The sequence below is a fragment of the Sphingomonas agri genome, from assembly GCF_038148795.1.
Taxonomy (GTDB): Bacteria; Pseudomonadota; Alphaproteobacteria; order Sphingomonadales; family Sphingomonadaceae; genus Sphingomicrobium; species Sphingomicrobium agri.
In genome coordinates this window covers 964,199-988,915 of record NZ_JBAPEU010000001.1, presented here as the reverse complement: position 1 = coordinate 988,915, position 24,717 = coordinate 964,199, and the positions used below count along the sequence as shown (strand labels likewise).

The 24,717-nt window shown below is 60.3% G+C and carries 28 protein-coding genes, 1 tRNA gene and 1 pseudogene; 12 read left to right on the top strand and 18 right to left on the bottom strand.

Annotated elements, in window-relative coordinates; translation table 11 throughout:
• Positions 1–86 precede the first annotated feature (86 nt).
• A complete protein-coding gene (locus V8192_RS04925) occupies positions 87–518 on the bottom strand; it encodes a hypothetical protein (protein WP_341631930.1) in 432 nt (143 codons plus the stop codon).
• A gap of 121 nt (positions 519–639) precedes the next feature.
• Positions 640–999: a winged helix-turn-helix transcriptional regulator gene (locus V8192_RS04920; RefSeq protein WP_341631929.1), complete on the bottom strand. Its 360-nt coding sequence runs from the start codon at positions 997–999 to the stop codon at positions 640–642.
• A 124-nt stretch (positions 1,000–1,123) separates the two neighbouring features.
• Here V8192_RS04920 and V8192_RS04915 point away from each other — a divergent pair, with 124 nt between their 5' ends.
• The 3 genes from V8192_RS04915 to V8192_RS04905 all read left to right on the top strand — a co-directional run bounded on the left by V8192_RS04915 (position 1,124) and on the right by V8192_RS04905 (position 3,839).
• Positions 1,124–2,146, top strand: coding sequence for an AraC family transcriptional regulator (locus V8192_RS04915; protein ID WP_341631928.1), 1,023 nt, complete (start codon positions 1,124–1,126; stop codon positions 2,144–2,146).
• 456 nt (positions 2,147–2,602) lie between these two features.
• Entirely contained in the window at positions 2,603–3,328 is a 726-nt protein-coding gene (locus V8192_RS04910; RefSeq protein ID WP_341631927.1) for a calcium-binding protein, read from the top strand.
• Positions 3,329–3,701: 373 nt separating this feature from the next.
• A complete protein-coding gene (locus V8192_RS04905) occupies positions 3,702–3,839 on the top strand; it encodes a hypothetical protein (protein WP_341631926.1) in 138 nt (45 codons plus the stop codon).
• Between the two features lie 67 nt (positions 3,840–3,906).
• Here V8192_RS04905 and V8192_RS04900 read toward each other — a convergent pair whose 3' ends face one another.
• The 3 genes from V8192_RS04900 to V8192_RS04890 form a co-directional block, all read right to left on the bottom strand.
• On the bottom strand, positions 3,907–4,068 hold the full coding sequence (locus tag V8192_RS04900) for a hypothetical protein (protein WP_341631925.1): 162 nt from the start codon (positions 4,066–4,068) through the stop codon (positions 3,907–3,909).
• A gap of 122 nt (positions 4,069–4,190) precedes the next feature.
• Positions 4,191–4,397 (bottom strand): hypothetical protein, encoded by a 207-nt coding sequence (locus tag V8192_RS04895; RefSeq protein WP_341631924.1) that lies wholly within the window; start codon positions 4,395–4,397, stop codon positions 4,191–4,193.
• Positions 4,398–4,558: 161 nt separating this feature from the next.
• A complete protein-coding gene (locus V8192_RS04890) occupies positions 4,559–4,897 on the bottom strand; it encodes a hypothetical protein (protein ID WP_341631923.1) in 339 nt (112 codons plus the stop codon).
• Positions 4,898–4,907: 10 nt separating this feature from the next.
• On the opposite strand from V8192_RS04890, the gene V8192_RS04885 reads away from it, so the two are divergent.
• The gene (locus V8192_RS04885; RefSeq protein WP_341631922.1) at positions 4,908–5,516 is read left to right on the top strand and encodes an ester cyclase; all 609 of its coding nucleotides are present in this window, start codon (positions 4,908–4,910) and stop codon (positions 5,514–5,516) included.
• A gap of 200 nt (positions 5,517–5,716) precedes the next feature.
• Here the strand turns inward: V8192_RS04885 and V8192_RS04880 are convergent, their stop codons facing one another.
• On the bottom strand, positions 5,717–6,106 hold the full coding sequence (locus tag V8192_RS04880; protein WP_341631921.1) for a hypothetical protein: 390 nt from the start codon (positions 6,104–6,106) through the stop codon (positions 5,717–5,719).
• A 236-nt stretch (positions 6,107–6,342) separates the two neighbouring features.
• On the opposite strand from V8192_RS04880, the gene V8192_RS04875 reads away from it, so the two are divergent.
• Complete coding sequence (locus V8192_RS04875) at positions 6,343–8,247, top strand: TIR domain-containing protein (protein WP_341631920.1); 1,905 nt, start codon at positions 6,343–6,345, stop codon at positions 8,245–8,247.
• Positions 8,248–8,329: 82 nt separating this feature from the next.
• Here V8192_RS04875 and V8192_RS04870 read toward each other — a convergent pair whose 3' ends face one another.
• Complete coding sequence (locus V8192_RS04870; protein WP_341631919.1) at positions 8,330–8,914, bottom strand: hypothetical protein; 585 nt, start codon at positions 8,912–8,914, stop codon at positions 8,330–8,332.
• Positions 8,915–9,621: 707 nt separating this feature from the next.
• On the opposite strand from V8192_RS04870, the gene V8192_RS04865 reads away from it, so the two are divergent.
• Complete coding sequence (locus V8192_RS04865; RefSeq protein ID WP_341631918.1) at positions 9,622–9,933, top strand: PepSY domain-containing protein; 312 nt, start codon at positions 9,622–9,624, stop codon at positions 9,931–9,933.
• Positions 9,934–10,116: 183 nt separating this feature from the next.
• Here the strand turns inward: V8192_RS04865 and V8192_RS04860 are convergent, their stop codons facing one another.
• Both V8192_RS04860 and V8192_RS04855 read right to left on the bottom strand, forming a co-directional pair.
• Positions 10,117–10,398, bottom strand: coding sequence for a hypothetical protein (locus V8192_RS04860; RefSeq protein WP_341631917.1), 282 nt, complete (start codon positions 10,396–10,398; stop codon positions 10,117–10,119).
• A gap of 270 nt (positions 10,399–10,668) precedes the next feature.
• Positions 10,669–11,091, bottom strand: coding sequence for a YadA-like family protein (locus V8192_RS04855; protein WP_341631916.1), 423 nt, complete (start codon positions 11,089–11,091; stop codon positions 10,669–10,671).
• A gap of 187 nt (positions 11,092–11,278) precedes the next feature.
• On the opposite strand from V8192_RS04855, the gene V8192_RS04850 reads away from it, so the two are divergent.
• The gene (locus V8192_RS04850) at positions 11,279–11,443 is read left to right on the top strand and encodes a hypothetical protein (protein WP_341631915.1); all 165 of its coding nucleotides are present in this window, start codon (positions 11,279–11,281) and stop codon (positions 11,441–11,443) included.
• Positions 11,444–11,573: 130 nt separating this feature from the next.
• Here V8192_RS04850 and V8192_RS04845 read toward each other — a convergent pair whose 3' ends face one another.
• The 4 genes and pseudogenes from V8192_RS04845 to V8192_RS04835 all read right to left on the bottom strand — a co-directional run bounded on the left by V8192_RS04845 (position 11,574) and on the right by V8192_RS04835 (position 15,325).
• Complete coding sequence (locus V8192_RS04845; RefSeq protein WP_341631914.1) at positions 11,574–12,983, bottom strand: tetratricopeptide repeat protein; 1,410 nt, start codon at positions 12,981–12,983, stop codon at positions 11,574–11,576.
• Between the two features lie 201 nt (positions 12,984–13,184).
• Positions 13,185–13,496: pseudogene (locus V8192_RS14630) on the bottom strand (toll/interleukin-1 receptor domain-containing protein); the annotation flags it as partial.
• 144 nt (positions 13,497–13,640) lie between these two features.
• Positions 13,641–14,132 (bottom strand): hypothetical protein, encoded by a 492-nt coding sequence (locus V8192_RS04840; protein WP_341631913.1) that lies wholly within the window; start codon positions 14,130–14,132, stop codon positions 13,641–13,643.
• A gap of 227 nt (positions 14,133–14,359) precedes the next feature.
• Positions 14,360–15,325 carry an FG-GAP repeat domain-containing protein gene (locus V8192_RS04835; protein WP_341631912.1) on the bottom strand — a complete coding sequence of 322 codons (966 nt, stop codon included), beginning with the start codon at positions 15,323–15,325 and terminating at the stop codon, positions 14,360–14,362.
• Between the two features lie 382 nt (positions 15,326–15,707).
• Here V8192_RS04835 and V8192_RS04830 point away from each other — a divergent pair, with 382 nt between their 5' ends.
• From V8192_RS04830 to V8192_RS04820, 3 genes are all read left to right on the top strand, one after another.
• Positions 15,708–16,625 (top strand): NADP-dependent oxidoreductase, encoded by a 918-nt coding sequence (locus V8192_RS04830; RefSeq protein ID WP_341631911.1) that lies wholly within the window; start codon positions 15,708–15,710, stop codon positions 16,623–16,625.
• 209 nt (positions 16,626–16,834) lie between these two features.
• Complete coding sequence (locus V8192_RS04825; RefSeq protein WP_341631910.1) at positions 16,835–18,256, top strand: MBOAT family O-acyltransferase; 1,422 nt, start codon at positions 16,835–16,837, stop codon at positions 18,254–18,256.
• A complete protein-coding gene (locus tag V8192_RS04820; RefSeq protein WP_341631909.1) occupies positions 18,231–19,433 on the top strand; it encodes a hypothetical protein in 1,203 nt (400 codons plus the stop codon). The genes V8192_RS04825 and V8192_RS04820 overlap by 26 nt, the downstream gene beginning before the upstream one ends.
• Positions 19,434–19,518: 85 nt before the next feature.
• Here the strand turns inward: V8192_RS04820 and V8192_RS04815 are convergent, their stop codons facing one another.
• From V8192_RS04815 to V8192_RS04800, 4 genes are all read right to left on the bottom strand, one after another.
• Positions 19,519–20,196 carry a hypothetical protein gene (locus V8192_RS04815; protein WP_341631908.1) on the bottom strand — a complete coding sequence of 226 codons (678 nt, stop codon included), beginning with the start codon at positions 20,194–20,196 and terminating at the stop codon, positions 19,519–19,521.
• A gap of 239 nt (positions 20,197–20,435) precedes the next feature.
• Positions 20,436–20,511 (bottom strand) — tRNA-Glu (locus V8192_RS04810).
• Positions 20,512–20,573: 62 nt separating this feature from the next.
• The gene (locus V8192_RS04805) at positions 20,574–20,867 is read right to left on the bottom strand and encodes a hypothetical protein (RefSeq protein ID WP_341631907.1); all 294 of its coding nucleotides are present in this window, start codon (positions 20,865–20,867) and stop codon (positions 20,574–20,576) included.
• A gap of 51 nt (positions 20,868–20,918) precedes the next feature.
• Entirely contained in the window at positions 20,919–21,416 is a 498-nt protein-coding gene (locus V8192_RS04800; protein ID WP_341631906.1) for a DNA-deoxyinosine glycosylase, read from the bottom strand.
• A gap of 25 nt (positions 21,417–21,441) precedes the next feature.
• On the opposite strand from V8192_RS04800, the gene V8192_RS04795 reads away from it, so the two are divergent.
• Positions 21,442–22,611: a glycosyltransferase family 4 protein gene (locus tag V8192_RS04795; protein WP_341631905.1), complete on the top strand. Its 1,170-nt coding sequence runs from the start codon at positions 21,442–21,444 to the stop codon at positions 22,609–22,611.
• 11 nt (positions 22,612–22,622) lie between these two features.
• Here the strand turns inward: V8192_RS04795 and V8192_RS04790 are convergent, their stop codons facing one another.
• Complete coding sequence (locus V8192_RS04790; protein ID WP_341631904.1) at positions 22,623–23,252, bottom strand: PadR family transcriptional regulator; 630 nt, start codon at positions 23,250–23,252, stop codon at positions 22,623–22,625.
• 97 nt (positions 23,253–23,349) lie between these two features.
• Here V8192_RS04790 and V8192_RS04785 point away from each other — a divergent pair, with 97 nt between their 5' ends.
• Positions 23,350–24,690 (top strand): replication-associated recombination protein A, encoded by a 1,341-nt coding sequence (locus tag V8192_RS04785; RefSeq protein WP_341631903.1) that lies wholly within the window; start codon positions 23,350–23,352, stop codon positions 24,688–24,690.
• Positions 24,691–24,717: the final 27 nt, after the last annotated feature.

The window sequence follows — 24,717 nt, the reverse complement described above, 5'->3', positions numbered from 1 at the left end:
CAAGAACAGCTCTGCCGGCGCGCAGCGCGCGCGGCTCGAGAAGGACATGATGTCGGGTTAGAGGGGCGCGTCTTTGCGCGCGGAGTTTATGAATCCACCAGGATTGTTCCGCTCATTCCGAGCATTCTGTGGAACGCGTGGCTGCATTTCATCGGGAAGCGGCCTGCCGTGGGAATCATCGCAACCACCACGTTCTGATGCGGAGCGAGCGCGATCTTTCCGCCGACAAAGCGCTCTGCGTCGACCGGGCGCATCGCCGCGGCACGGAAGAACTCCGGAGCAGTCAAATCATGTGCAAGGCCGCTGTCGTTCGCGATGCGAAGAAGGATGGGCTGACCAGCTTTCAAATGCAGAGCATCAGGCGTGAGATTGAAGCTCGTGAGGGAGATGTTCACGGGTCGAGGATTTTCCTGGTCGGATCCAACGACCTGCGCCGGTGCGGGATTGAAGGCCGCACTGGCCGCGAATGTGAACAATGCTGCGCCAGTGGCGATCAGACCCTGTTTGTCGTTGGACATCACGTTTCCTCATGACGCGTGCTCATGCACGCTTCTCCAATCATGAGTGCCGGCGCAGCGACGATTCAGGAATGACCAATCGTCCGCAATATTTGACGATGCGTCTGCGATAGAGGCTTGGTCAGCCTTGCACGCGCGCGCGGTCTTCACTCTCCAGCGCTCTCGCCCAAAGGTTCGCGATCTCGCGCAATGGCACGAGTTGTTTCTGGACGCTCAGTCCAAGGTTGGTGGCCGCATAACCCTGCGGCGTTTTTTCGACGAAGCGGGCGGCCTGCAGTTCTTTCAGGCGCTGGTTCAGCACCGCCGGCGAAATCGTTTCGCACAATTCCTGCAAATGCCTGAACGTCGACGGCCCATGCAGGCACAAAGACCACAAAATGCCCATCGCCCAGCGTCGCCCGAGCAGATCGAACAGCGCCATAACGGGTGCCCCGGAACGCGAACCGCGAACTTTCTGACCGGGCTTTGGAATCTCGACCATGAACGCCTCGCAACTAACCGGGCACTACTTATCACATTGCTTCGAAAAACATAGCGCGCTACAGTTTTGATAGCGACTCGGGGGTGAGAACGTGACCGACGCGGTTTCCTGCTCGCAAGACAGTGTGAATCTGGTGCAGCCCGGCGAGCCGTGCAACTTCGCCGCTGCGCCTTCCGAGATCGACGGTCTGGGGGACGTCTTCGGTGCCGTTCGGATAACGGCTGCGGTGTTCTTCCGGATCGCCGCGCAAGCGCCTTGGATTCTCGAGCAGCTTTCGCGCGACGCGGTGCTGCCGATGATCCTGCCGGGTGCGCGCGACATGATTTCCTTTCACTTCGTTCTCGAAGGCTCCTGCTACGCCAACCTGGTCGGCGGCGAATCGATAAGGCTGACACAGAACAAGGTAATCGTGTTCACGAGGGGAGACAGGTACGTCATCTCGAGCGGCCCTGACGTACGCGCCCCCTCCTCGCCCCCGCAAAGTCGAGTAGCGGCCCGACAGCTGCCGTTCACGGAAAGCTTCGGTGAAGGAGGACCGGTGACTGCCCGCCTCGTGAGCGGCTTCCTCGCCTGCGACTCCAGGCAATATAATCCCCTGCTCGACAATCTTCCGGCGGCTCTCGTTGGCGACTTCACCGACGACAGTGGCTTCCGCAGTCTGGCCCAATTGACCGGCCTTGCCATTGACCAGGCTGCCGCCGAGCGAGCGGGGGGCCAGACCGTGCTTGGCCGGTTGACCGAGTTGATGTTCATCGAGGTGGTCCGGCAATATGTCGAGCGCCTGCCGGCGAACTCCATCAACTGGATGTCGGCGCTTCGGGACGCCTCAATCGGACGAGCTCTGTCCTTGATGCATAGCGATCCAGGCAGGCCGTGGTCGCTGGAGAGCGTAGCTCGCGAGGTCGGGCTCTCCCGATCCGAATTCGCTGAGCGATTTACGACGTTCGTGGGCGTTCCACCGATGCAATATTTGGCGAAGTGGCGAATGCAGACCGCGGCCGGGTTGCTCCGGGACAGCGTCAATATCGCGTCGATCGCCAACGAAGTGGGCTACAGCTGCGAAGCCTCGTTCAGCCGCGCCTTTAAGAAGATCGTGGGCGTAGCGCCCTCTGAATGGCGGCGGCAAAGCGAACTGATGGCGGCCTAGAAAAGAAATGGACGCGTTAGCGGCGGTCGCGCCACGTGGACCCGCCGCCGAATTGCGACGCGGCTACCGATTTCATGAGGAGGACGATCACTCGCGAAAGAAGCACGGCAAACTTCCGTCGTGCTCCTAAGACATGTTTCTGTCCGTGTGTTTGCCGCTCGCGTCGCGTGATCGGCCCAGCTCCATCACCGCAGCCACGAAGACTGTTTTATCGCAAACTCGCTAAACAGCGAGGTGGTAGTTGAGTGTCGCAGTTGATCATCCCTGAGCTCTCGGCCGCGTCGCTTCGCCGGTGAATTCCTGACTTACGGACTTTCGATCAACACTCCCGGACGATCGGTCATAGCGACGTTGTCGCGAGCCACTTAAGTCGGCGCTCGGGCGTCGAGAGTTGGACGCGCTTCCCGAAGCTTCCTTTTGCGAAGCTCGATCAGTCGATCAGAGAAAGACTTGGAAATGAGCCTCAATTTCGGAGCTGCCGACCGGCGGCATTCTTCTGTAATGCACAATTCCGACCTAATTCAGCATGACGCGGCAACCCCGACCGACAATGGAGATAGCACGTTCGTCGGAGGACCTGGCAATGACCAGCTTTTCGGCGGAAATGGCAATGACACTCTGCTGGGCGGCGGCGGAAACGACCTGCTGTCGGGCGGAAACGGCGATGATACCCTGATCGGCGGACCAGGCACCGACGACATGCTCGGAGGCAGGGGCAACGACGTGCTCGTCTGGAATCCCGGCGACGGCAGCGACCGACTGGACGGTGGCGCGGGGTTCGACACGATGCTGTTCAACGGCAGTGCAGGAGCTGAAAACTTCACCTTCTCTGCCCAAGCCGGAGGCGGTGCTCTGTTCACGCGCGATCTCGGCAATATCACCATGAACCTGACCAGCGTCGAAAAGATCACTCTCAACGCGCTTGGCGGCGCCGATAATATTCACATCAATGATGCATCGGGCAGCGGCGTGACCGAGTTTGACATCAACCTTGGAGTCAATGGAGCCGGCGACGGAGCCGCGGACACCATCTTCATCAACGATGACGACAACGTCCAGGTTGCTAACGATGGCCACGGTGACATCACGATCACTGGAGTGTCGGGAGCGACCGTTTACATCACTGGCTTCGAGGCGGCGAACGACCATCTCGTCATCAATGGCAATCTGTTTCACTTCTGAGTTGATTGGTCGGGGACCGTCACAATGGGACGGTCCCGCAGATCACCCCTTATCGCGCGATCGGAGCTATTTTTCGGTAGCCGCTTGCACCGACGAAGCGCACGTTTCGCGGCCGCTCAACCTAACCTATCGCCAGTTGTCCATACTTGATCCGCACAACGATGGCCGGGTCATTGCTACCGATGCGATTATACCCGGCAGCTACTGCTCGGTTACCTGAGCGGGTCACTGGGCGGCCGCGCTGCGGCTTGCCCGCAACTAAGAAGTTCACCTTCGGAAATCGCTCAATCCGAAGCGAATGTTCGCCCTTGTCGGTCTCGGTGACCGGTGTACGAAGACAGCCATACGAAGTACATCGATAGGCGCCGAGCCAATGCTGAAGGCCGCCCCTAAGGCGCGCAAGCGGCCGACCCGTGCGGCAAAGGCCAATGCAAAGCGCGTCGAAGTTCGCGAGACTTATCGCGATACGATGAAGCGCTATTCCAAAACGATGGCGCTGCTCGCTGAGTGAGCCCAAATGGATCACGGCTGAGCAACTGATCGACGCGAACGTTGAAACTTCGTGGCAGTTTTGCTGCTTAGTTTGGTCCTGGATAGGACACCGGCGCGTCGTTGAACGCCTTCACCAGAGTGATCGGCCCGCGCGAGATGGTCTTAAAGCGCATGTCCCCGAGACGCCACGCACCGAGCAGCCCACAGGCCAACCAAACAACTACCAGGAATACGATCAGGAGTTTCATCAACCCCTCCTCGAGCAGCTAAGCACAAGCAATCACGCTTTGATGTCCAAGTCAAAGCATCCCGAGGTCCGTGATCGACCGATTGCTGCCATCAGAACAGTGTCGGCTTTCCGCGCGGATCTTTAGGCAACAGCCTTCGTCTTTTCGATTGAGTATCCGGCAGCCTTTAGCGCCATCGCCGCCGCAAGCGCTTGGTAGTGCGCCTCGTGCCCTCGTTCGTATAACCGACCACTCTGCTCGGTAACCCGGTGAATGGCGTCTCGCATCGCGCGGTATGCATCCTGTGGTACGGTGCCGTCGCGCGTGAGCCGTTCAAGTTCTTTATCCATGCCGCCTCTCCATGCTTTCAACCAGGGCCTAGATGGGGGAAGCAGCTTTTCTACCCATTGCCGACACTAGCCAAGCCTCTGCTTCCGACCGCCGGCGATTAGGAGCACGCGTCCAAAAAAGAGCCCGCACATGGCACCGCCACAGCGCTTGTCCGGTAAAGTTAGTTTTCGTCGCTTGGATAGCATTCGGACCGTTCGCCAGGGTGCTGCTGAAAGAATTGCGCACGCGCCTGGCGCTCCGCTTTCTCGTGCTTTTCGCCGTATTCCAGATATTTTCTGTAGATGGTTGCTTTGACGGGGCTATTAGGCGGAAGATTGGCCGGCGGCGGCTCCAAGCCTGCATCGGTTGCGGGATTTGAAGTGCTCCAATGATCTAGAAATGCCTTGCAGACCCAGAATCTGTCATCCGGCGGAACGTTGTTCTGGCCCATTCGGCAGTTAATCGGCTTACCCGATTTGTCGATGTCGATATAGATTTCGGCGGTGGTGTCGCCGTCCATTGGCTCCTTTATGAACCATGGGTACGGCGGCGCGTATTTATTGGGTGGACACGGATCTTTTGCCAGAACCGGGGATGCGACGCCCAGCAAGGATATTGCAGCGCACACCTTTATTTTCACCATTGTCCCCCCGTCCATCTCTAGCAGGCGGACATATTCGATCAGCCTTTTAGAATCGTTGCAAGATGACTGGCGGAGTTTCGAGCTCCGGCCATTACGCGACACCGGTTGCGCGGGACCGCAATCACCAGCAGAGCAGGAGACTATGGCGACACGGGAAAAGGCGGTCTTCCGTCGTTACGTAAGCATCTGGGAAAGCGGCCGGCTAAACGAACTTTCCAGCGTGTTGGCACCGAACTACGTGGGACACGCCGCCAACGCCCGTCGAGATTTGGAAGGGTTGCGCGACCGGATAACCGAGTTCCACAAACTCTATCCGGATGTCCGCTTCGTCATCGAAGACCAGATTGCCGAAGGCGACCGGGTCGCGACCCGGATGACCGCTACAGCCATGTCCAGTGCCACCGGTAAGCCCGTCACGCTCATCGGACTGAACGTCAGTCGCTTCCACGAGGGGCGGATTGCTGAGGAATGGCCCGTCTGGGAGGTTGCGCATTAGAGGTCCGCATACCGCCCAAAGCTGCCATCATGACAAGATCCGTGTTCGACCCAAAGGACGGATCCTTCGCAGAACTTGAGATACGTTCAGTCCATCGATCCGGCGACTTGGTGCCGAGGCCAATGCGTTGACGCGCCCCAGGGGTTTGCCTGAGACGCGCCAATCAAATTTGATGCGACGAACCTAATTACGGCCATTCCTCAATCGCCGTCGCCATCGTCATCGTCGTGGCGATATCCATAGCCGCCGTTGTTGTAGCCATAGCTGCCGTTGTTGTAGCCATAGCTGGGATAAGTATAACCATAGTTATATCCGTAGCCTGGAGAGTTGTAGTTATAACCTGGCTGATAGCGATATCCGCTATATCCATAAGAAGGATAATTATAGTTATTCCCTTGGCCACTTCCCAATGCATAGCCCAAAACTCCACCCACGAGAGCTCCGGCTATTGCAGCCCCAGTATTATTTCTATGGTGGTGATGCCGTTGGTAGGGGTATGAACTATTGTATCCGTAGTACTGCGCATCTGCAATTGCCGGGGTAGCCAAAGTAGCAATTGCGGTGCCGCCGAGAATGAATGCCTTAAGCATAGGTATGCTCCTTCGAACAACCCAATACGACAGTGCAAATGAACGAGATAAATCGAGCGCGTAAGTTTCAGTTAAGCATCGACAGCGGTGTTTTCGCCGGGCTAGCTCACCCTCGCGGGCCGCTGGGGCTGACGGCTGCTTCCCACTTTTGCCTAACTTTTTCCGGCACGTTGCCAGCTTTCATTGCTTGCACGAGGCACGCCCGCGCCTAAACTGATCGAGGTCCGGGGGCGGCGATGGCAGACGTTTTCGTTTCCTACAAAGCGGAGGATCGCGCGCGCGTCAGGCCCTTGGTCGACACCCTGCAGGCGGACGGCCTCGACGTCTGGTGGGATGCGCACATCAGTGTCCGTGAAGAGTGGCGCGAGACCATCGCCGCCAATCTCGAGAAAGCGCGCTGCGTCATCGTCGTTTGGTCGAGGCGTTCGGTCGGGCCGGGCGGACAGTTCGTGCGGGACGAGGCGACGCGGGCGGTAAAGCGCGCGACCTACCTGCCAGTCACGATCGACAAGATAGAGCCTCCCCTGGGCTTCGGCGAAACTCAGTGCCTGCCGCTTTGCGGCTGGAAGGGTGACCGCGACGATCCCCGCTATCGCACCCTGCTTGAGGCCGCGCGGCAGGTCATGTCGGGCGCCAAGGTTCAACGGCAGGGTGCGGCAGGCACCAGCCCCGGAAGCGCCGGACTAGATCGGCGCGCCGTGATCGCCGGCGGCCTGGTCGCCGTGGTGGCCGCTGGAGGCGCGGGTTGGTACTTCCTGCGGGCAGGACGGGCCGATGCGCGCAGCGTCGTCGTCATGCCCTTTGCAAACCTGTCGGGCGATCCGGCGCAGGCTTATTTCTCCGATGGGCTGGCCGAAGAGCTGCGGAGCGCGCTGGCGCGGATCAGCGGCCTCAAGGTCATCGGCCGGACCTCATCCGAGGCCGTTCGCAATGACGACGCGGAAACGGTGGCAAAGAAGCTGGGCGTCGGCAGTGTCCTGACGGGAAGCGTCCGCCGCTCCTCCTCGATGATCCGTGTCAGCGCGCAGCTGGTGAACGGCGCGGACGGCGTCGAAAAATGGTCGCAGACATTCGATCGGACGAACGGCGACTTGCTGCAAATTCAAACGGACATTGCAGAGGCGGTGGTCGAGCAGCTCCGCAGCCAGCTCGACGAAGCGGAAAAGGCCGCATTGGAACTTGGGGGCACGAAAAACGCCGCTGCACAGGATTTGTTACTCAAGGCCAACACGATCGTGGAGCTAACCAAGCCCGCGTTGGAATCTCAAATTGCGTTGTTCGATGCCGCAATCTCTCTCGACCCGAATTATGCCGCTGCTTACGCTGGCAAGTCGCTCGCCCAGACGAGGCTGGCCATCTATCAGTCGAATTCGACAGACGAATTGAACCGCTACCTGGTTCAATCAGCGGCGAGTGCGCGTAAAGCGATTTCGCTCGCACCAAATTTTGCCGATGGCCATCTGGCATTGGGATTCAATCGAAATTCGGCAGTCGATTACCTTTCGGCCTGGGCGGAGTATCAGCGCGCATTGCAGTTCCCGGGGCTGTCGCCGTTCACGAGGCTTGGGATCGCCAGTTTCGTGGCGCGCATGGGGAACTTCGCGCGGGCGCAGGCAATCTTGCAGTCCGCTGCCGACAGCGACCCGCTCAATCCGCGGTTGTTCGCTACCCAGGCGGATCTGAATCTCGTTGCTCGTCGCTATCAGCCAGCAATAGCGGCCTACCGGAAATTCCTGGCGCTCAACCCGGACGCGACCGGGCCCCGCTCAGGGCTGGCGATGTCCCTTCTGCTTTCAGGAAAAGATTTGGAGGCAATCCACGAAGCCGAGAAACTGCCCCCGAATTTCCCGACCTCTTTCGTGGTTCGGGCAGTCGTAGCGAACCGTTCTAAGGACCGCGCGCGCGCCGCCGCGATCGTCAACGACATGCGCAAGGCCAATGGCAAGGGCGGCAGTTATCAATATGCCGAGATACTGGCCGACATGGGAAACCAAGACGAAGCGATCGCCGAGCTGCAGCGGGCGCTGAAGGTGCGCGACCCCGGCTTGCTGCTGCTTGCGACAGATCCCCTGTTGGACCCGCTCCGCGACGATCCGCGCTTCAGGGCGATCGTAAGTCAGCTCAACATTCCCAGCATCTGACGCTGTCAGGATCCTCTGTGTGACCAGCTGCGGCTAACGGCAGCTCGCCACCAGCGCAGAGATCAGATGTGAGGCAGCAATGTCAGAACACGTGGCTGTGCACTCCTATTCCGAGAAGGCCGAGCACTGGAAAGACGACATATCTCGACAGCATGAGAAGCAGCAAGACGATGCTCGCTCGCTTGCTTCGCACGAGGAGCAATGGAACCAGCAGGCCGAAATAGGTGACGTCGTTCGCGAAACCGAGCGGCAAGCGCATGAACGGGCTGCCCATTGCAAAGAGGACCGCCGCTGCGACAACGTTACACAGGAAAATCCCGCCGAACACCCAATGCTTGTGTCCGAAATAGTAGACGTCGAAGTCCGGCCACTCCTCAAAGTTCCGCGGGAAGACCAGCCGCGCAGCCAGATAATAGATGCCGGCCAGGAGGACGCAGACAATCAGGACCAGGAAATAGGGGCGCTGGAAAAAATTCCTCAGCTGCCACCCGATCTCCCAGAAGGAAGTAAGATCGAGAATCACAAACAGGCCGAGCAGCGGGGTCAGCCAGCCGACCTTGAGCTTGTGCCGCTCCTGGAGCGTATTGCCGAAGCCCGCAAAGACCTGCGCGATCGCGAGCCCGAATAACAGGCTGTACAGCGAAAAGACGAACTCGAAGACGGTCATGGGCGCCCCTTCCCCATGTGCTTATTACGTCATTTGCGATGTGCAGAGCAGCCTGTGGCCGAATGCCTGGATTCCACCCAAAGCTGCCATTGAGTAAGTGTCAGCTTTCAACTCATTTCTGCCAATAGCGTATCAGGCTCCCTGGTTGGCCATGGGCGCACAAGGTCGCCGCGGTTCACAGCGCTCATTAGAAACCGGGCTTGGCCGATTCTCGGTAACCATCTCTGGGAACGGAACGGTCAATGAATAGCCGCCACAAGGTTGGGGCTATGAGACACATATTCATCTTCGCGGCCGCCGCTGCATTTGTGTTTGCCTCGCCGGCCGGGGCCAGGCCAGGCAACGGAAACGGAAACGGAAACGGTCATGGATATGGCCTGGGCTTCGAGCGCCCGCAGCAGGAACACGACTGGAGCGCGCATTATCCTGTCGGCTACGGCGTTGGCGGCTGCCCGCCGGGACTGGCCAGGAAACACAACGGTTGCATGCCTCCTGGCCACGCGAAGAGACCTGACCGAAGGCCGCAATTGGCTGATTTGCTCGGCAGTCTGAGCCATCATCATCATCGCCGTTGAGCGCAACCTCTATCGCGTAACTGAGCAAAGATGCAGGCCCCCTGGCGCTGAATGATGGGCGTGGTTCAGTCGCCCTACAGTTGAGATCAACTATCTGAAGAGGCGAGGCATTTTCCGCCTTCGGAGAGTCCAATGATCAAACTGGTTTGTTTCACCGCTGCCATGTCGATTGGTGCGACTGGCGCGCTTGCTGCAGTGCCCAGCCAGTTTGCGGGTGCGAATCTCTTGCCACTGGCGAAGATCACCCTCGCACAGGCACGCTCGACTGCGCTTGCGGCACATCCTGGTCAGATCACAGACCAGGAGCTTGAGAAAGAGCGCGGCGGCACCGGCCTTCGCTATTCCTTCGACATCAAGAACCATGGAAAGACGTTCGAGGTCGGTGTTGACGCTCGCACCGGCAAGGTGCTCGAGAACGACCGCGAGGGCCCTAATCCGGACTAACGAAATTCCGCGGTGAGCTGGCCCGCAGCAAGCGGGTCAGCTTGCTTTGGACGCGCTCGGCTCGGAGGTCCCATTCCTTTTGGGGTTTCCACGAGCTCGCCGCAACCGAAGATCACAGATCGAGCGAGACCCTTTCGAGAATGGCCGAGAGAGCCGGGGAGCCGTAGCTCCCCGGGGAAGTCACTACTTCGCGCCAGGCGTACCGCATTTTGCAAAGCGGCCCTTCGCGTCACGGCACTGCTTGGCAGCTACCTTGGTCTTGACGGTGCTCTTCTGTGCCACGGCCACTGGCGATTTGGCCACCGCCTTGGCGACAGGCGCAGGGCACTTGATGAACTTGCCTTTCGCGTCCTTGCACTGGATGGACTTAGTCGCCGCAGCCTTTGCAGGTGCAGGCTTCGTAGCCGCCGTTGCGGTCGTGGCCAACGCAAGTGCTGCGACCGCGGAAATCATGAATCGAACCATTTCTCGTCTCCTGTTTGCTGCCACTCGCCAGCTCCTGAGCCGGCATCGCCCAATTCCTGATATCAGCAGCAGGTCTCAGAGCAGTGGAAAGAAGGTTAAAGGACATTCATCCCGATCTGATTGCCTCAGACTGCAAGATGACATTCACCATTGAAACGTCGGAGAAAGGGGGGAGCGCCGCGCTGAGAGCCAACGGCAGCTTTCCACCCACTTCCCGTCTAAATCCCACTTCCCGTTCACGCATTGAAAAAAGCTTCCGGGTCGATGAAATCACCAGCCGAAGGTGAAGCCCGCACGCGCGCCGACCTTGCCATCATGATTGAATCCGGTTGCCAAACCGGCGTTCAATGCAGCGTTGGGCCCGATCATTGCACCGAGTTGGAGAGCCGCTGCCACCTTGCTGCGATATACGCCGACGTTGCCCGTCAGGTTGAAGTTTTTCCCGGGAAGGAATGCATTGCCGCCGAGGGCGATCGCAACCGCTGTTCCCCCTGCTGCCCGGTCGGCCACGCGGTCGATTTGATCGCCGATACTAATCGACGCCGCTTCGAGCGTGGTTAGACGGTTGTTCTGCGTGGCGTCACTCGCCTGCAAGGCCGCGATTTGGGTGGTGTGAGTCGCAATCGTCGTACCCTGCGCGGTTACGGTCGTATTGAGCGTCCCAATGGCAGCCGTGTTCGCGGCGACGTTCATATTGAGGGTTCCGATCGCTGCCGCCTAATGCGTTGGTCGCCGTTCCGCCATCCATCAATCGATCGGAGATGCTAAGGCAGGGTTGAAAGCATCGTCGATAGGTCACCGCCTATTGTCTGCATTCCACGCTTTGCGGACATTAGAGGGGCTCACAAAGTTATGCTTGTCGGAAAGCAAGGAGGCATGAATGGCTGACGTCCGCGAGCTGGAGGAAACTGTTGCTCACAACCGGTCGAAACTCGTGGAAAATGCCAACGAGCATCCGCACCTAGCAGCAGTGGCCGCTTACGACGCTGTCACTGAACTGCTGATAGCAGTTGTGAGAGAGTTGCAAGAGCTGCGTCGCGCTTAGGCTTGCACGGGCAATCCCAGCTTTTGATTGCCGTTAGCGGGGTGTCTGCTTCCGACCCAAGCTGGCACTCCAGAACTAACAGCTATTGAATCCCGACACACAAGAGCATGAACACCGGCCTCGCTCCAGCTTAGACGCGGTACTTTGCCGCCTCCTTCTTGCAGCTGTACGGCAAGGCCGGGTCGGCGCAGAAATCTGGCCATTTGCCGGTCGCTTTCCAGTAGTGAAGCAGTCCGAGATGCGCAGCCGCTGCTATCGAACGGGGATCGCGCCAAACATCGCGAAACGCAGGGCGGAATAGGACCTCGGCTGCAAGGCCGCTTAGATCACCACCCTTATAGTGCAGTAGTATATCGAGAACCTCGTCGATCCGGCCGAATTGCGCGAGTGTCTGAACGATCGGTGCAATGAAGGCTGGGTATTGCTGATAGATCTTCTGGTCTTCTGCGATGGCCCGTTCGATGTTCGCCGGCGTGGGGTCGAGGCGCGCCCGAATGAAGGCCGCCTGCTCGGACTGCATTGGGCCTTGTAGAGTAGGGTCCTGTAATAGCGCCAAGGCCTCTTTCGGATCGCCGTAACGAACGTCGAGGCGATAGCGAGCGTTGACGATCGCCCCAGCTCCGGGCCAAAGCTGTTCCGCCTTTCTAAGCTGGGCGTAGGCGGCGTCGGTGTTACCCGCATAGGCATAGGAGGACACGAGCGTTTCCTGGTTCGCGGGCGAAAGACGGTCGAGCTCGACAGCGCGCGCAGCATCGCCCACCGAATCGTTCATTCGGCCGACATAGAGAAAGCGCTCGGCTCTCGACCGAACGAGGCTCGCATTGTCCGGGTGACGCTTGATCCCTTCATCGAAGCTTCGGAAGATCCCGACGAAGTCGGCCGGCGAAAGCACCGCCGCTCGCGCGACATAGAGCTCCCCAAAATCCAGGCCCAACGCGTCCGCTCGCTTGATCTGAGAAGAGATCGTAGCCTGCAGGGCGGACAGGTCATCTACCGATGACAACTCATCGGCCTCCGAGATAAGCAGCCTTGCCCAAGCGGGCCCAAAATGCGGGGCCTTGGCGATGACTTGCTCGAACAGCTTGATCCTCTCGAAATTGTCGGCGTTTGCCCCATAGGCGTTATCGAAGGTCGTGCAGCCGGCCAGATAAAGCTTGAGCGTGTCCTGCTGGATGCTTTCACGCCGGTAGGACAACGCCTCTGCGGCACAAGAGAGGGCACGCTCAACCTGCACCGCCAGTTGCTCACGCAAATTTGCTGAGGCTGCCGTTGATTGGGCTATCGAAGCTGACCAGAGAATGGCCTTGTTCGGGGCGCGAAGTGCGAGATCGCGGCGTTCCCGGCCGCCAGCCTCGGTGGCGCCCGTAGTGAGAACCAGGTCAGCCTTTGTCGTCTGACCATCTGAAGCCTCGAGCAGCTCGTATGACGGAGAGTCACCGCCAGGCAGATTGGCAAGGGCGAGCGCCACATCATGCGCTACCTGCCGCGACAGCGGCGAGCCGTCCGCCGGCGCGATCGCAATCCGAGGCTGCTCAGCCAACGACTGCGATCTCCAAAGCCAGATTACTCCAGCCGCGCATGAAAGCAGGAAAAGGAGCGCGCCGGCGATCAGCAACGGGCGCCTCGGCGAGCCGGATCCCGTGCCCGAACTCGACTGCTTAGTTTCGGTCGTTTGCTGACCTACAGCCTCAAGCAGCGCCTGAAGCTGAGGCGATCGACCTCGCCCCTTCGTTCTTGAAAGATCGATTGTCTGGAACTGCCTGAAGCCAAGCGGGGGTGGCGTCCCATCCAAGCTTGCCGGAACTAACCGTCCGGTGTCCCGCCCTACGGCGGCTTCATCCCGCACCCATGCCGATTTGACGGCTCGTTCCGACCACAGCACGACCACTCTCTCAGCAGCCTCCAAGGCTGCCTCGATTTCTGACGCGAACTCTCGCCCGCCTCTGATCTGGCGATCCCACCACACGGAATGTCCGGCGCGCTCGAGGAACGCCGCAATGGGACGGGCACGCACCTCGTCGTCACGATCATAGCTGAGGAAGATGCTCGCCATCCTGCCCCCTTCGAGCGGAATGCCCTCAAAGCGATTTTCGCACAACAAGATATGGCCGCGGGCCCGCGCCGTTCAGGCAGTCCATGTCAGCTTTGCCCTCAAAGCTGCCGGTGGATCAGTGTCTGCTGTCGACCCATTCTCCCGTTAGCCACCAGCCGTTTTTTGGGCCGGCAGGTCTGGCGCCAGGGAAAACCGGTAGATTGCGCGAACTCGCTCGGACCGCAGTAAGTAAATGGTTGAGGCAGCAGCGATTGCAGTCGAACGGACAAGCGCTGAGGGCATGATCACAGTTTCAGAAAGCAACCAGGTTCCCGTCACCAGCACCGGCCCGGACAACCACATGACGAATACCGCGAACCAGACCGCATCGGCTGAACGCCGGGCAACCATAACCGTCGCCGCAAGCATCCTGCTTCCTTCCCGCGCGGCAATGAAACACCAGAAGTTCCACGACACGTAATAGCCCGCCGCTTCGGGATACATTGCCCGCCAGCGCATTACGAAGAACCCATTTAGGCCAAGCGAATATAGTGGCCCGATCACTCCCAGCCATAAAATGAACAGGAGCAGCCAGCCACCAATTTCGCCCCCACTATCTGCCCCATGGGGCGTTTGCACAGTTTGCATTCTGATCATTGGGCCGCACTACACATCGACCACGAAAGACCGGTTAAGGCTGCTCCGGCTCTGGGCCAAGTTCCGCAGGATCCAGCTTCAGTGGCACTTTTCGACCCATTCCTGCCGCAAACGACACTCCGCCCATTGCGCTCACGCCTTGGGGGCGAGAGCCCGTGATGTGCGAGGGGGATTGAAAATAATCAACGAGCTTGCCCGGCCCGCTGAATGTGAACGAAAAGTCTTCCTCAATGGTAGTAGGGAAGAGTGACCCAAGCCATGTCGACATGCGCAACAAAGTTCGCGAAGTTGCTCGCAAAGCCGCCGTCCGGCTGTGCAAGCCAGTCAGTTACCTCGCTTGTTGATGAGTTTCGCCACAAGATGTCGTCGCGACCATCACCGTTGTAATCACCGATCCCAGCAGGATGCCAATCTGCTCCAACATGGTGGGTAGCATTCGCGAAGTTGCTGACGAAACCACCGTCGGGTTGGCTGAGCCAGTCCGTTACGAGGCCGTCCGAATAGCGCATCCAGAGCACATCGTCCCGGCCGTCTCCATTGAAGTCGCCGGTACCGACGATACCCCATGTCGTATCCGTTGCTACGACGCCGTTTGCGTGCGCGACATTGCTGACGAAGCCTCCATTAGTTTGTCCGAGCCAGTCAGTGACTTGCCCGGTGTTTGAGTTTCGCCAGAGAATGTCGTCACGTCGGTCGCCGTTAAAGTCGCCAATCCCCGCCACAAACCATTCAGAACCTAGCTGGTAATCGGCATTTTCGAAATTGCTGACGAATCCGCCGTTCGTCTGCCCGAGCCAATCCGTAACTTGGCTACCTCCCTGCCACAGGACATCCGCCCGCCCGTCTCCATTGAAGTCGCCGACACCCCGGACTGTCCATCCTGGTCCGACTTCGCCCAGGAAATTTGCAAAATTGCTGGAAAAGCCGCCGCTGGCTTGGCCGAGCCAATTCCCGACCAGGTAATTCGGACCGGTCCACAACACGTCGTCTCGGCCATCGCCGTTGAAGTCGCCGACGCCTGCAAAGAGCCAAGGAAATTGAACGTGATCGGCAGCATTGGCGAAGTTGGTTGAGAAACTGCCATTGGCCTGCCCAAGCCAATCGGTGACCTCCCAATCTTGGCCAGGTAGGCTCTGCCAGAAGACGTCGCTCCGGCCGTCGCCGTTAAAGTCGTTTCGTGCGCGGTGCGGCATCGGACGTGTCCTACAGGAGCAAAGACACAATGTGACGCAGGCGGGGGTACATCGATGATGTCCGCAACTTTCGAAAACGAACCAGCAAGTCAGCTCTCGCTCAGCGATTCGCCGTATATTCTAACATAGATCAGACAAAATAAGCGCCTTTATCCGCCGGAGGCAGAGCCGTGCCTGATGTTTTTGGAGTTGCTGCACACTGGCCGAGGGAGGAGCCGGGCTCGCCATTGGAAGCGCCGTTAATGTCAGCTTTCCACCCAAAGCTGCGATTTGATGCGTGCTTGCATCGTCGTTAGACAGAAGCCAGAGCGCCGCGTCGTGACCGGCTACAACGGCTTGATCGGAGCCGAGCAGTAGAGCCCTCGACGCGAGGAGGCGACAATTGAAGGCCATAGCGGTGGCGGACCAGTCGGCGGGAACAGCCGCAATGCAACTGGTGGAGCGGCCCGAGCCGTCACCGGCGATAAACGATGTCGTCGTCCAGGTTTATGCGTCGGGCTTCGTGGGCACCGAGCTGGCGTGGCCCTCGACCTGGACGGACCGGCTTGGCCGTGACCGAACACCGTCGATCCCCGGGCATGAGCTGGCCGGAGTGGTCACCGCCGTCGGTTATGGGACGACGGGGCTATCGATGGGGCAGCGGGTGTTCGGTCTCACTGACTGGTATCGCGACGGCACCTTGGCTGAATACGCGGCCGTCGAGGCGCGCAACCTGGCGCTACTGCCAGACGACGTTGACTTCACAGTGGGCGCAAGTCTGCCGATCTCAGGCCTGACCGCGTGGCAGGGACTGATCATCCATGGCGGCCTTCGGGCAGGGCAGCGCGTCATCGCTCACGGCGCGGCCGGCGCGGTCGGATCGATGGTGACGCAACTGGCACATGAGTTCGGCGCGTACGTCATCGGCACCGGACGGGCGGCCGACCGCCAGTCGGCACTCGATTTCGGCGCGAACGAGTTCATCGACCTCGACAACGAAGCGTTGGAAGCCGTTGGCGAAGTCGACCTGGTGTTCGACCTCATCGGCGGTGACATTGGGAAAAGATCCGCGCGCCTTGTTCGAGGGGGAGGAACGATCGTCTCTATTGTCGGGCCGGTCGAGGTGCGACCTGTCGGCGGCCTGGCGATCGACTTTGTCGTCGAGGCCGATCGTGCCCAGCTCAACGAGATCGTCCAGCGGGTGCGCGACGGACGGCTGCGCACCCACATCGGCACTGTAGCGACGCTCGGCGACGCGGTCGCTGCCTTCAATTCAAGAGAAAGACACCCGGGAAAGACGATCATCCGCGTCCGTCAGTGAACGCTCGCATGGCGCTGGGTTCGATGTCACCTTGTCCCCCAAGTCACAGATTGGTGTGCTGACCCGCGCTTTCCCGCGGAACAACTTGCCGGGGAGCTGGAAGCGTGAGAGTGTCCCCGCGCCGCGCTGCAGAGTTCAGCAGGGCTTGCGCGTACGCCTCAGGGGGAAGGCTGTCGCATGATCAATGGGGTTGCCCGGGCGCACGCCCGATGATTTTCAATTCGCTCACGTTCCTGGTCTTCTTCGCGCTCGTAATGGCACTCCATTATGCGCCCTTCTTCTCGTGGCAGCAGAAGAAGATCAATCTGCTGATCGCCTCCTATCTCTTCTACGCGGCATGGAACCCGCCGTTCGTCATCCTGCTGTGGATTTCGACGGTGGTCGACTGGTGGGCGGCGCAATGGATGGTCCGCGCCAAGCGCGAGCACACGCGAAAGCTGTGGATGCTGACGAGCGTCGTCGTGAACCTCGGGATGCTCGGATACTTCAAATACGGCGGCTTCCTCCTCAACAACTTCGTGAACCTCGCTGCAGCTGTTGGCGTTGTCTATCATCCGCCGGGATGGGACATCGTGCTTCCTGTCGGCATCAGCTTTTATACCTTTGCCACCCTCTCCTACACGCTCGACGTCTACCTGCGCCGCTCCAAGCCGGCGGGGAGCTTCCTCAATTACGCCTTGTTCGTCACCTTCTTCCCGCACCTCGTCGCCGGACCGATCATGCGGCCGACCGAACTGGTTCCGCAGTTTCAGGAACCGCGGCAAGCAAGGCCTAACCAGATCTTTTTCGGCCTTGCTCTGCTGACTCTGGGACTTTTTCAAAAGGTCGTGCTGGCCGATGGCTTCCTCGCGCCAGTGGTAGAGGCAGTCTACGACGCATCCGGCAAGAACCCGGGGATGCTCGACAGCTGGGCCGCGACACTGGCGTTCGCCGGGCAGATCTTCTGCGACTTCGCGGGCTATTCCACCTCGGCAATCGGAGTGGCGTTGTGCCTCGGTTTTGCAATGCCTGACAACTTTCGCTTCCCCTATGGAGCGATCGGCTTCTCGGACTTCTGGCGGCGGTGGCACATCACGCTGTCGAGCTGGCTGCGGGACTATCTCTACATCCCGCTCGGCGGCAACCGTCACGGCCAGGCGCGAACCTACGCGGCACTAATGGGGACGATGCTTCTGGGGGGCCTCTGGCATGGAGCCAGCTGGACGTTTGTGGTCTGGGGTGGTCTTCACGGACTTTATCTTTCGATCGAGCGCTGGCTTCGGGCGCGGTTCAAGGGTTTCTCGCCGGGCCGTGCGTCGTTGCTTGGACTTGCGCTTTTGACGTTCCTCCTGATCAACATCACTTGGGTGTTCTTCCGTGCAAAAACCTTCGCGGGCGCCGGACTGCTGCTGAAGGGAATGGCAGGGATGCAGGCAAAGCCCGATCCACTAATCGCGGCGGGACCAATGATCATCGTCTTGCTAATCGTGTCGGGGATTTTCGGAACTCACCTGGCCATGCGCAACACGACACTGGAAGCCGTGATCGAACGGACTTCGCCGGTGGCCATTGCCGGTATTTGGACGCTCCTGCTTTTCGCAGTGATCGTCGAGCAGGGGCAGGGCAGTGCCTTCATCTATTTCGCATTCTGAGGCCCGCGATGCCGAAGTCCGCGGGGTCCGCGAGGGCGCGCTTCCTGCTGGGCTGAGGCAGACCGCGTCGAACCGCCCGGGCCAGGCGCAGCCGGTACCGACGCGCGACATCCCGCTGCGTCCGTGGGTGAAGTTGGGCGCGGTGACCTTCGCTGCAGTGACCCTGATGACAATCGCGTGGGAATGGAATGCGCGAACGAACCTCGGACTTCGTGCCGGTGACATCGACGATAGTCCGCAGGCGTGGGCCGAAGCACGCCGGGCGGCCGATCTTGGCAAGGTTGCAATCGTCGGCGACAGCCGCATCCTGTTCGACACGGATCTCGACCGCTTCGAGCAACTGACAGGCGTTCGTCCGGTCCAGGCGGCGATCGTCGGCACCAATGGCCGGGCTCTGCTCGAAAACTTCGCCAACGACCCCAAGTTCAGAGGTCTGTTGATCGTCGGAATGGCCGACACGAGCTATTTTCGCCCGCAGGGAGTCGGTATCGGCGGCCCCTATCTCAAAAGCTTCAACAAGAACGACAAGCCGGCACAATTGAGCGGCCTGTGGTTGGACCGCTGGCTGCAAAATCATCTGGCATTTCTGGATTCGGACTATCGCCTCAGCCGCTGGGTGCCGCGGTTCGACAATGGCTGGCGCAAAGGCACCGACAGCCCGTACGACGATGTCTGGAAGATTTCCGAGACGTTCCCCGGCCGGCAGTACTTCATGTGGAGTCGGATCGAGACGGACCCTTACCTCCAAAGCCACGCGCGTTACGCCTGGCATGGTTTCAAGAGGCCTCCCCTTCCGCCCGCCGTGGCGAACAAGATCATCTATCGGAGCGCTGAGGCAGTGCAGCGGATACGTGCGCGCGGCGGGGACGTGATCTTCATTCGCCCGCCTTCAGCGCCCGAATTGCGGGTCAACGAGGAAAAGAGCATTCCGCGCAAGCTCGGTTGGGATCGCTTGCTGATCGGGACGAATGCGAAGGGGATCCACGCCGATGACCTGCCGCAGGCGCAGAAACTCGTGCTGCCCGAATTTTCGCATCTCAGCCGCAGGTGCGCGACCGTGTTCACCGACGCCTATGTCCGCCGGCTGGTGCAACTGACGCCGCGCCTCAAGCTCCGAGCTGATGCGCCGCCGCCACTGAGCCGGGGGGACTGCGTCCCCGGAGCCCACACGGAGTAACGCGATCTCCGGCAGCAGCGAAAGGTCTGTCCACGGCGCCCGGGTACAAAAACTCTCTCCATCCAAAGCAGGCGCTTTGCCGCACTCACCGGCCGTTCGGGTCGTAGGGATGCTCGGCTGGCCCGCACTGACGAATTGGTTCCGTGCGCGTGCTCCTCAGATCGCTCATCCAGCACTGGTCGAGCACCGAGCAATAACAGACGCGAAATGTGACCTCCCGAATCTCGGACGCCATTCGATTTGAGAGATCTGGAGCTGCTGGCGAACGCCGCAGTAACAGGACGGAATTTTCTTCGCCCGGCCTTAAGACGGTCTCATCCACGAGCGAATAGGTAAAGGATCCGGGAGGTAGCGTAGATCGTATAGCCCCGGGATCTCTCGACAAGCCGCAACAGCGCTGCATGAGATCGATCGCTGATCTCATCGGCCGCCCGCGATAAAGCAGTTCGAAGCTGCGGATCTTCGCTGGTCCGACACCGCCGTTTGACACACCGATGGCGATGGCGCGCCCTTTGTCATAGCCGTTATTGAGAATCGCACGCGGAAAGGGCCAGACGTTCGCCGCGACGAGATCGCGCTCGGTCTTGCCGTGCTCGATCGCCACAAACAACGATACGGCTGAAATGAAGATTGCGGTCAGCGAGATGATGACATCAAAGCGCAGATGACCCGTGTGCCGAGGGACAGGCTGAACTCCGTCGACCCCTGATTCGACCGGTGTTTCGCTCACCCGTTGGGCTGGCTGCCCAATGTTCGTCTCCATGACGAATGATTACCACGCGGATGTCTACTTTCCAGCCGAAGCAGGCTTTATGACACAGCGACGCGGGCCTGGACCCTGTCGCTGTAAACGACATGCACGAAAAGAGGTCACGTCCCACAAAGGCTCATGGCGCTCCATTAGGACCCACCAGAGCGCAGAAAGAGTTGGGGCAGATCGTGGTAACGTTTTGAGCTGCCAACGATAAAGTCTTGGGACTATTGCGACTTACCGCTTGACTATGGTGACCCCTACGGGACTCGAACCCGTGTTTTCGCCGTGAGAGGGCGACGTCCTAGACCGCTAGACGAAGGGGCCATGCGCTGAAGCGAGGCGGCCATATGTGGGCTCGGACCGCGCTAGTCAATCATGGGGATTGCCTAGTCCCGCTCGCGCTCGCTCAAGAAACGCATGAGCTCGGCGAGCGTCGATTCCATCTGGTCCTGCATCTGGGTGACGAGTTCATTCTCACGCATGCCGACATGGTCGAGGGGCTTTGAATAGGAATCGGAGAAAGCCTGGAGATCCGCCCTCTCGAACACTCCTTTTGCAACGAGCTTGGCGAGGATCACCAAGAGGCCGTTGGTGTTCGCGATCGTTCCGGCGACGAGTGCCTCGTCGACCATCGACAGCCTCTTGTCGCTGTCGGCTTCTTCTTCATCAGTCGTGGTCATCCTCCTGATCATGGCGCCAAGTACGCGCCTTGCAACCTTCAAAAACGCTTTTCACGATGCCAGGAATTGCGACAGCCGAGCCCAGCTCGAGGCTTTGTCCTCGAAGGCGCGGGTGTTGGCGGCGCTCGATGAGGGAAGATCGATGAGTTGAAGACCAGGCGGCGGCCGGGCGATGAGCTTGCGCCCGGCGGCCGCTGCCGCGGAGCCGTTGAAGGCGATCGCCCGAAGATCCGGAAAATCCTCCAGAAGGTGCGCGATGCGGTTGTGCTCTGCTCGCCGGATCGACTGGTCGAGGCTGCCCGCCCGACTTGCCGAGGCAATGACGTCCCAGAGGCCGACCCGGCGCTGCGCAAGCCTTCGAAGCCTCCCTTCATAATCGAGCGCCCCCAGATCTTCACCGATCGCTACGCCAAGGAGCCGCCAGAACTGGTTGGTCGGATGCGCATAATAGCGCCGGGCAGCAAGCGACGCATCACCGGGAAGGCTTCCAAGAACGAACAGCCGGGCATCGGACGGGGCGATCGGCGGCAATCCGACTTTGACGCTCACCAAGAAACCCCTACAGCCTCGACCCGTGCAGACGAGTGACCTTCGCGTTGCCCTCTTTTCGGGCAATTACAATTACGTGCGCGACGGTGCCAACCAGGCGCTCAACCGGCTGGTCGAATATCTGTTGCGCCAGGGTGTTTCGGTGCGGGTCTATTCGCCCACCGTCGCCGAGCCCGCGTTCCCGCCGACTGGAGACCTCGTCGAGGTCCCTGCAGTCCCCATTCCGGGGCGTTCGGAATATCGGCTGCCGCTTGCCCTGCCGGCACGGGTCAAGCGCGACCTTGAGAAGTTCGCGCCCAATGTCGTCCACGTCTCGAGCCCCGATATCGTCGGGCACCGGGCCGTGACCTGGGCAAGGAAGCACAAGATTGCCGCGGTCGCGTCGGTCCACACGCGTTTCGATACCTATCTTGCTTATTATCACCTCCAGGCACTGGAGCCGCTTGCGCGCGACATCATGCGGCGGTTCTACCACCGCTGCGAGGTGGTGCTGGCCCCTGCCCGCTCGACGGCATCCATTCTTCGCGCACAGCGCATGAACCGCGACATCGCGATCTGGGGCCGAGGCGTCGACCGCGAGCAGTTCAACCCCGATCGCCGCGACATGGCGTGGCGCCGTTCGCTAGGGATGCAGGACGACGACATGGTCATCGCCTTCCTTGGCCGGGTCGTCATGGAAAAAGGCCTCGATGTCTTTTCAGAGGCGGTCCACGCCTTTGCGACCTTTGGGCTCAATTATAGGGTGCTGGTGATCGGCGAGGGACCTGCAAAGCCATGGTTCGAGGAACAGCTTCCACAGGGGATCTTCATCGGCGAGCAGACGGGCGATGATCTCGCACGCGCGCTTGCAAGCTCGGACATCCTTCTCAACCCATCCATCACCGAGGCCTTCGGCAACGTAACCCTCGAAGCCATGGCCTGCGCCCTACCGGTGATTGCCGCCGAGGCGACGGGCGCCACCAACCTCGTTCAGTCGGGGGTGACGGGGACGCTCGTCGACGGGACGGAGCCCGACGAGTTCGCCGATGCGCTGGCAGCCTATGCCCGCGATCCCGAGCTCCGCCGCCGACACGGCAACGCGGGGCTCGAAAATGCGAGGCACATGGACTGGGACACGATCAATTCGGCGGTGATCCGCGCCTACAAGCACGCCATCGTCAAGCGGCAGCGGCTGTCGCGGATCACCGGGAAATAAACGGCCCCCATTTATTTGATGCGTTCGATCCGCTGCGCCGCCTCGTCGAGGATCGCCGCAATTTCGTGAAGCAGCTCGTCGTCGAGGCCGTCGCGGCCGACGCGGTGGCTGAGCGCAGTCATCAAATTCTTGACCGCCCTTCCGATCGCAGGTCCGGCCGTATGCTCTGATCGAGGCGCAAGGTCGCTGAGCCGCTCGAACAGGGCTTCGACCTCCTGCTGGCGCTCGGCGAGATGGCCGCGCCCCTCGTCCGTCGCCTGGAAGGGCTTGCGCGGACCCTCGACCGCGGCCTCCTCGATGAACCCCATGTCCTGGAGGAGGGTCAGGGTCGGATAGACAACGCCGGGGCTCGGCGCATATTCGCCGCCGGTCAGCTCCTCGATCGCGCGAATGAGGTCGTAGCCGTGGCGCGGCTCGTCGGCGATGAGCTTCAGGAGCACGAGCCTTAGCTCTCCGCCTTCGAACATCCGGCGCGCCCGCCGCCCGCGGCGTCCGCCGCTCCAGCCCTCGTCCCCGAAGTCGAAGTGAAACGGTCCCCAGCGGCCTTCCCAGCCGCGCCCGCCGCGCATTGCTAGCAGTCCCTCGGGAAGATTGATTTCGACGTGGCCACGTGAGCCGCATCCATGATGCCTGTGTCGCATCTGATTCTCCTTTCGATGTGTCTAAGATATATCTTAGCTGCATCTTCGGCAAGGCTTTTTCGTGCATTTTCCCGAGCGGTCTTTATGGTCGGGGGTGATGGCCGACCTGTTTGCCGACGAGAAAATCCCGACGAGGGCGAGCGAGGCGCCGCCAGAAAGCGCACCGCTTGCCGACCGCCTCCGCCCAACGACGCTCGACGAGGTGGTCGGCCAGGAGCATCTTACCGGGCCCTCGGGGGCAATCGGCCGGATGGTCGCGGCGGGACGCCTCGCCTCGATGATCCTCTGGGGGCCTCCAGGCACCGGAAAGACGACCATCGCCCGGCTCCTTGCAGGTGCGGTGGGCATGCGCTTCGTTGCAATCTCGGCCGTCTTCTCGGGCGTCGCCGATCTCAAGAAGGTCTTCGCGGAAGCCCGCACCGCTGCAAGGGCGGGTCAGCAGACCCTCCTCTTCGTCGACGAGATCCACCGCTTCAATCGCGCGCAGCAGGACGGCTTCCTTCCCTATGTCGAGGACGGCACGGTGACTCTCGTCGGTGCAACCACCGAGAACCCGAGCTTCGAGATCAATGCGGCGCTGCTCTCGCGCTGCCAGGTCCTTATCCTGAGGCGGCTCGACCATGCAGCGCTCGATGAACTGGTAACGAGGGCCGAGGCACTCGAAGATCGAAGTCTTCCGGTCACTCCCGAGGCCCGCGAGGCGTTGATCGCGAGCGCGGACGGGGATGGGCGCTTCCTCCTGAACCAGGTCGAGACCTTGTTCTCGATCGACATCCAGGACGTGCTCGGCCCGGCCGAGCTTAGCGAACTCCTTCATCGCCGCGTGCCCGTCTACGACAAAGACCGGGAGGGCCACTACAACCTCATCTCCGCGCTTCACAAAACGATCCGCGGCTCCGACCCGCAGGCAGCACTTTATTATCTAGCGCGCATGCTGGTCGCGGGCGAAGAGCCGCTTTACGTGCTGCGCCGCCTCACGCGTGCTGCCGTCGAAGATATTGGAATGGCCGATCCCAACGCCCTCCTCCAATGCCTGGCAGCCAAGGAGATGTACGATTTCCTGGGTTCGCCGGAAGGAGAGATCGGCATCGTCCAGGCCTGTCTCTACCTCGCCACCGCCCCCAAATCGAACGCCGCGTACACGGCGCAAAAAAGGGCATGGAAGTCAGCGAAGGAAACGGGCTCGCTCATGCCCCCGATGCATATTCTCAATGCACCGACCAAGCTCATGAAAAACGTCGGCTACGGCAAGGGCTACGCCTATGACCACGACACCGACGAGGGCTTTTCAGGCCAGGATTACTGGCCCTCCGAAATGGCGCCCGAGACCTTCTACGAGCCAACCGACAAGGGTTTCGAGGCGCGCGTCAAGGAGCGTCTGGACTATTGGGATAAGCGGCGCAAAGCGCTGAAACAAACGGATGAGGACGCGGGTTAAACCGCGCGGAGCCAAGAGGAGGGACAA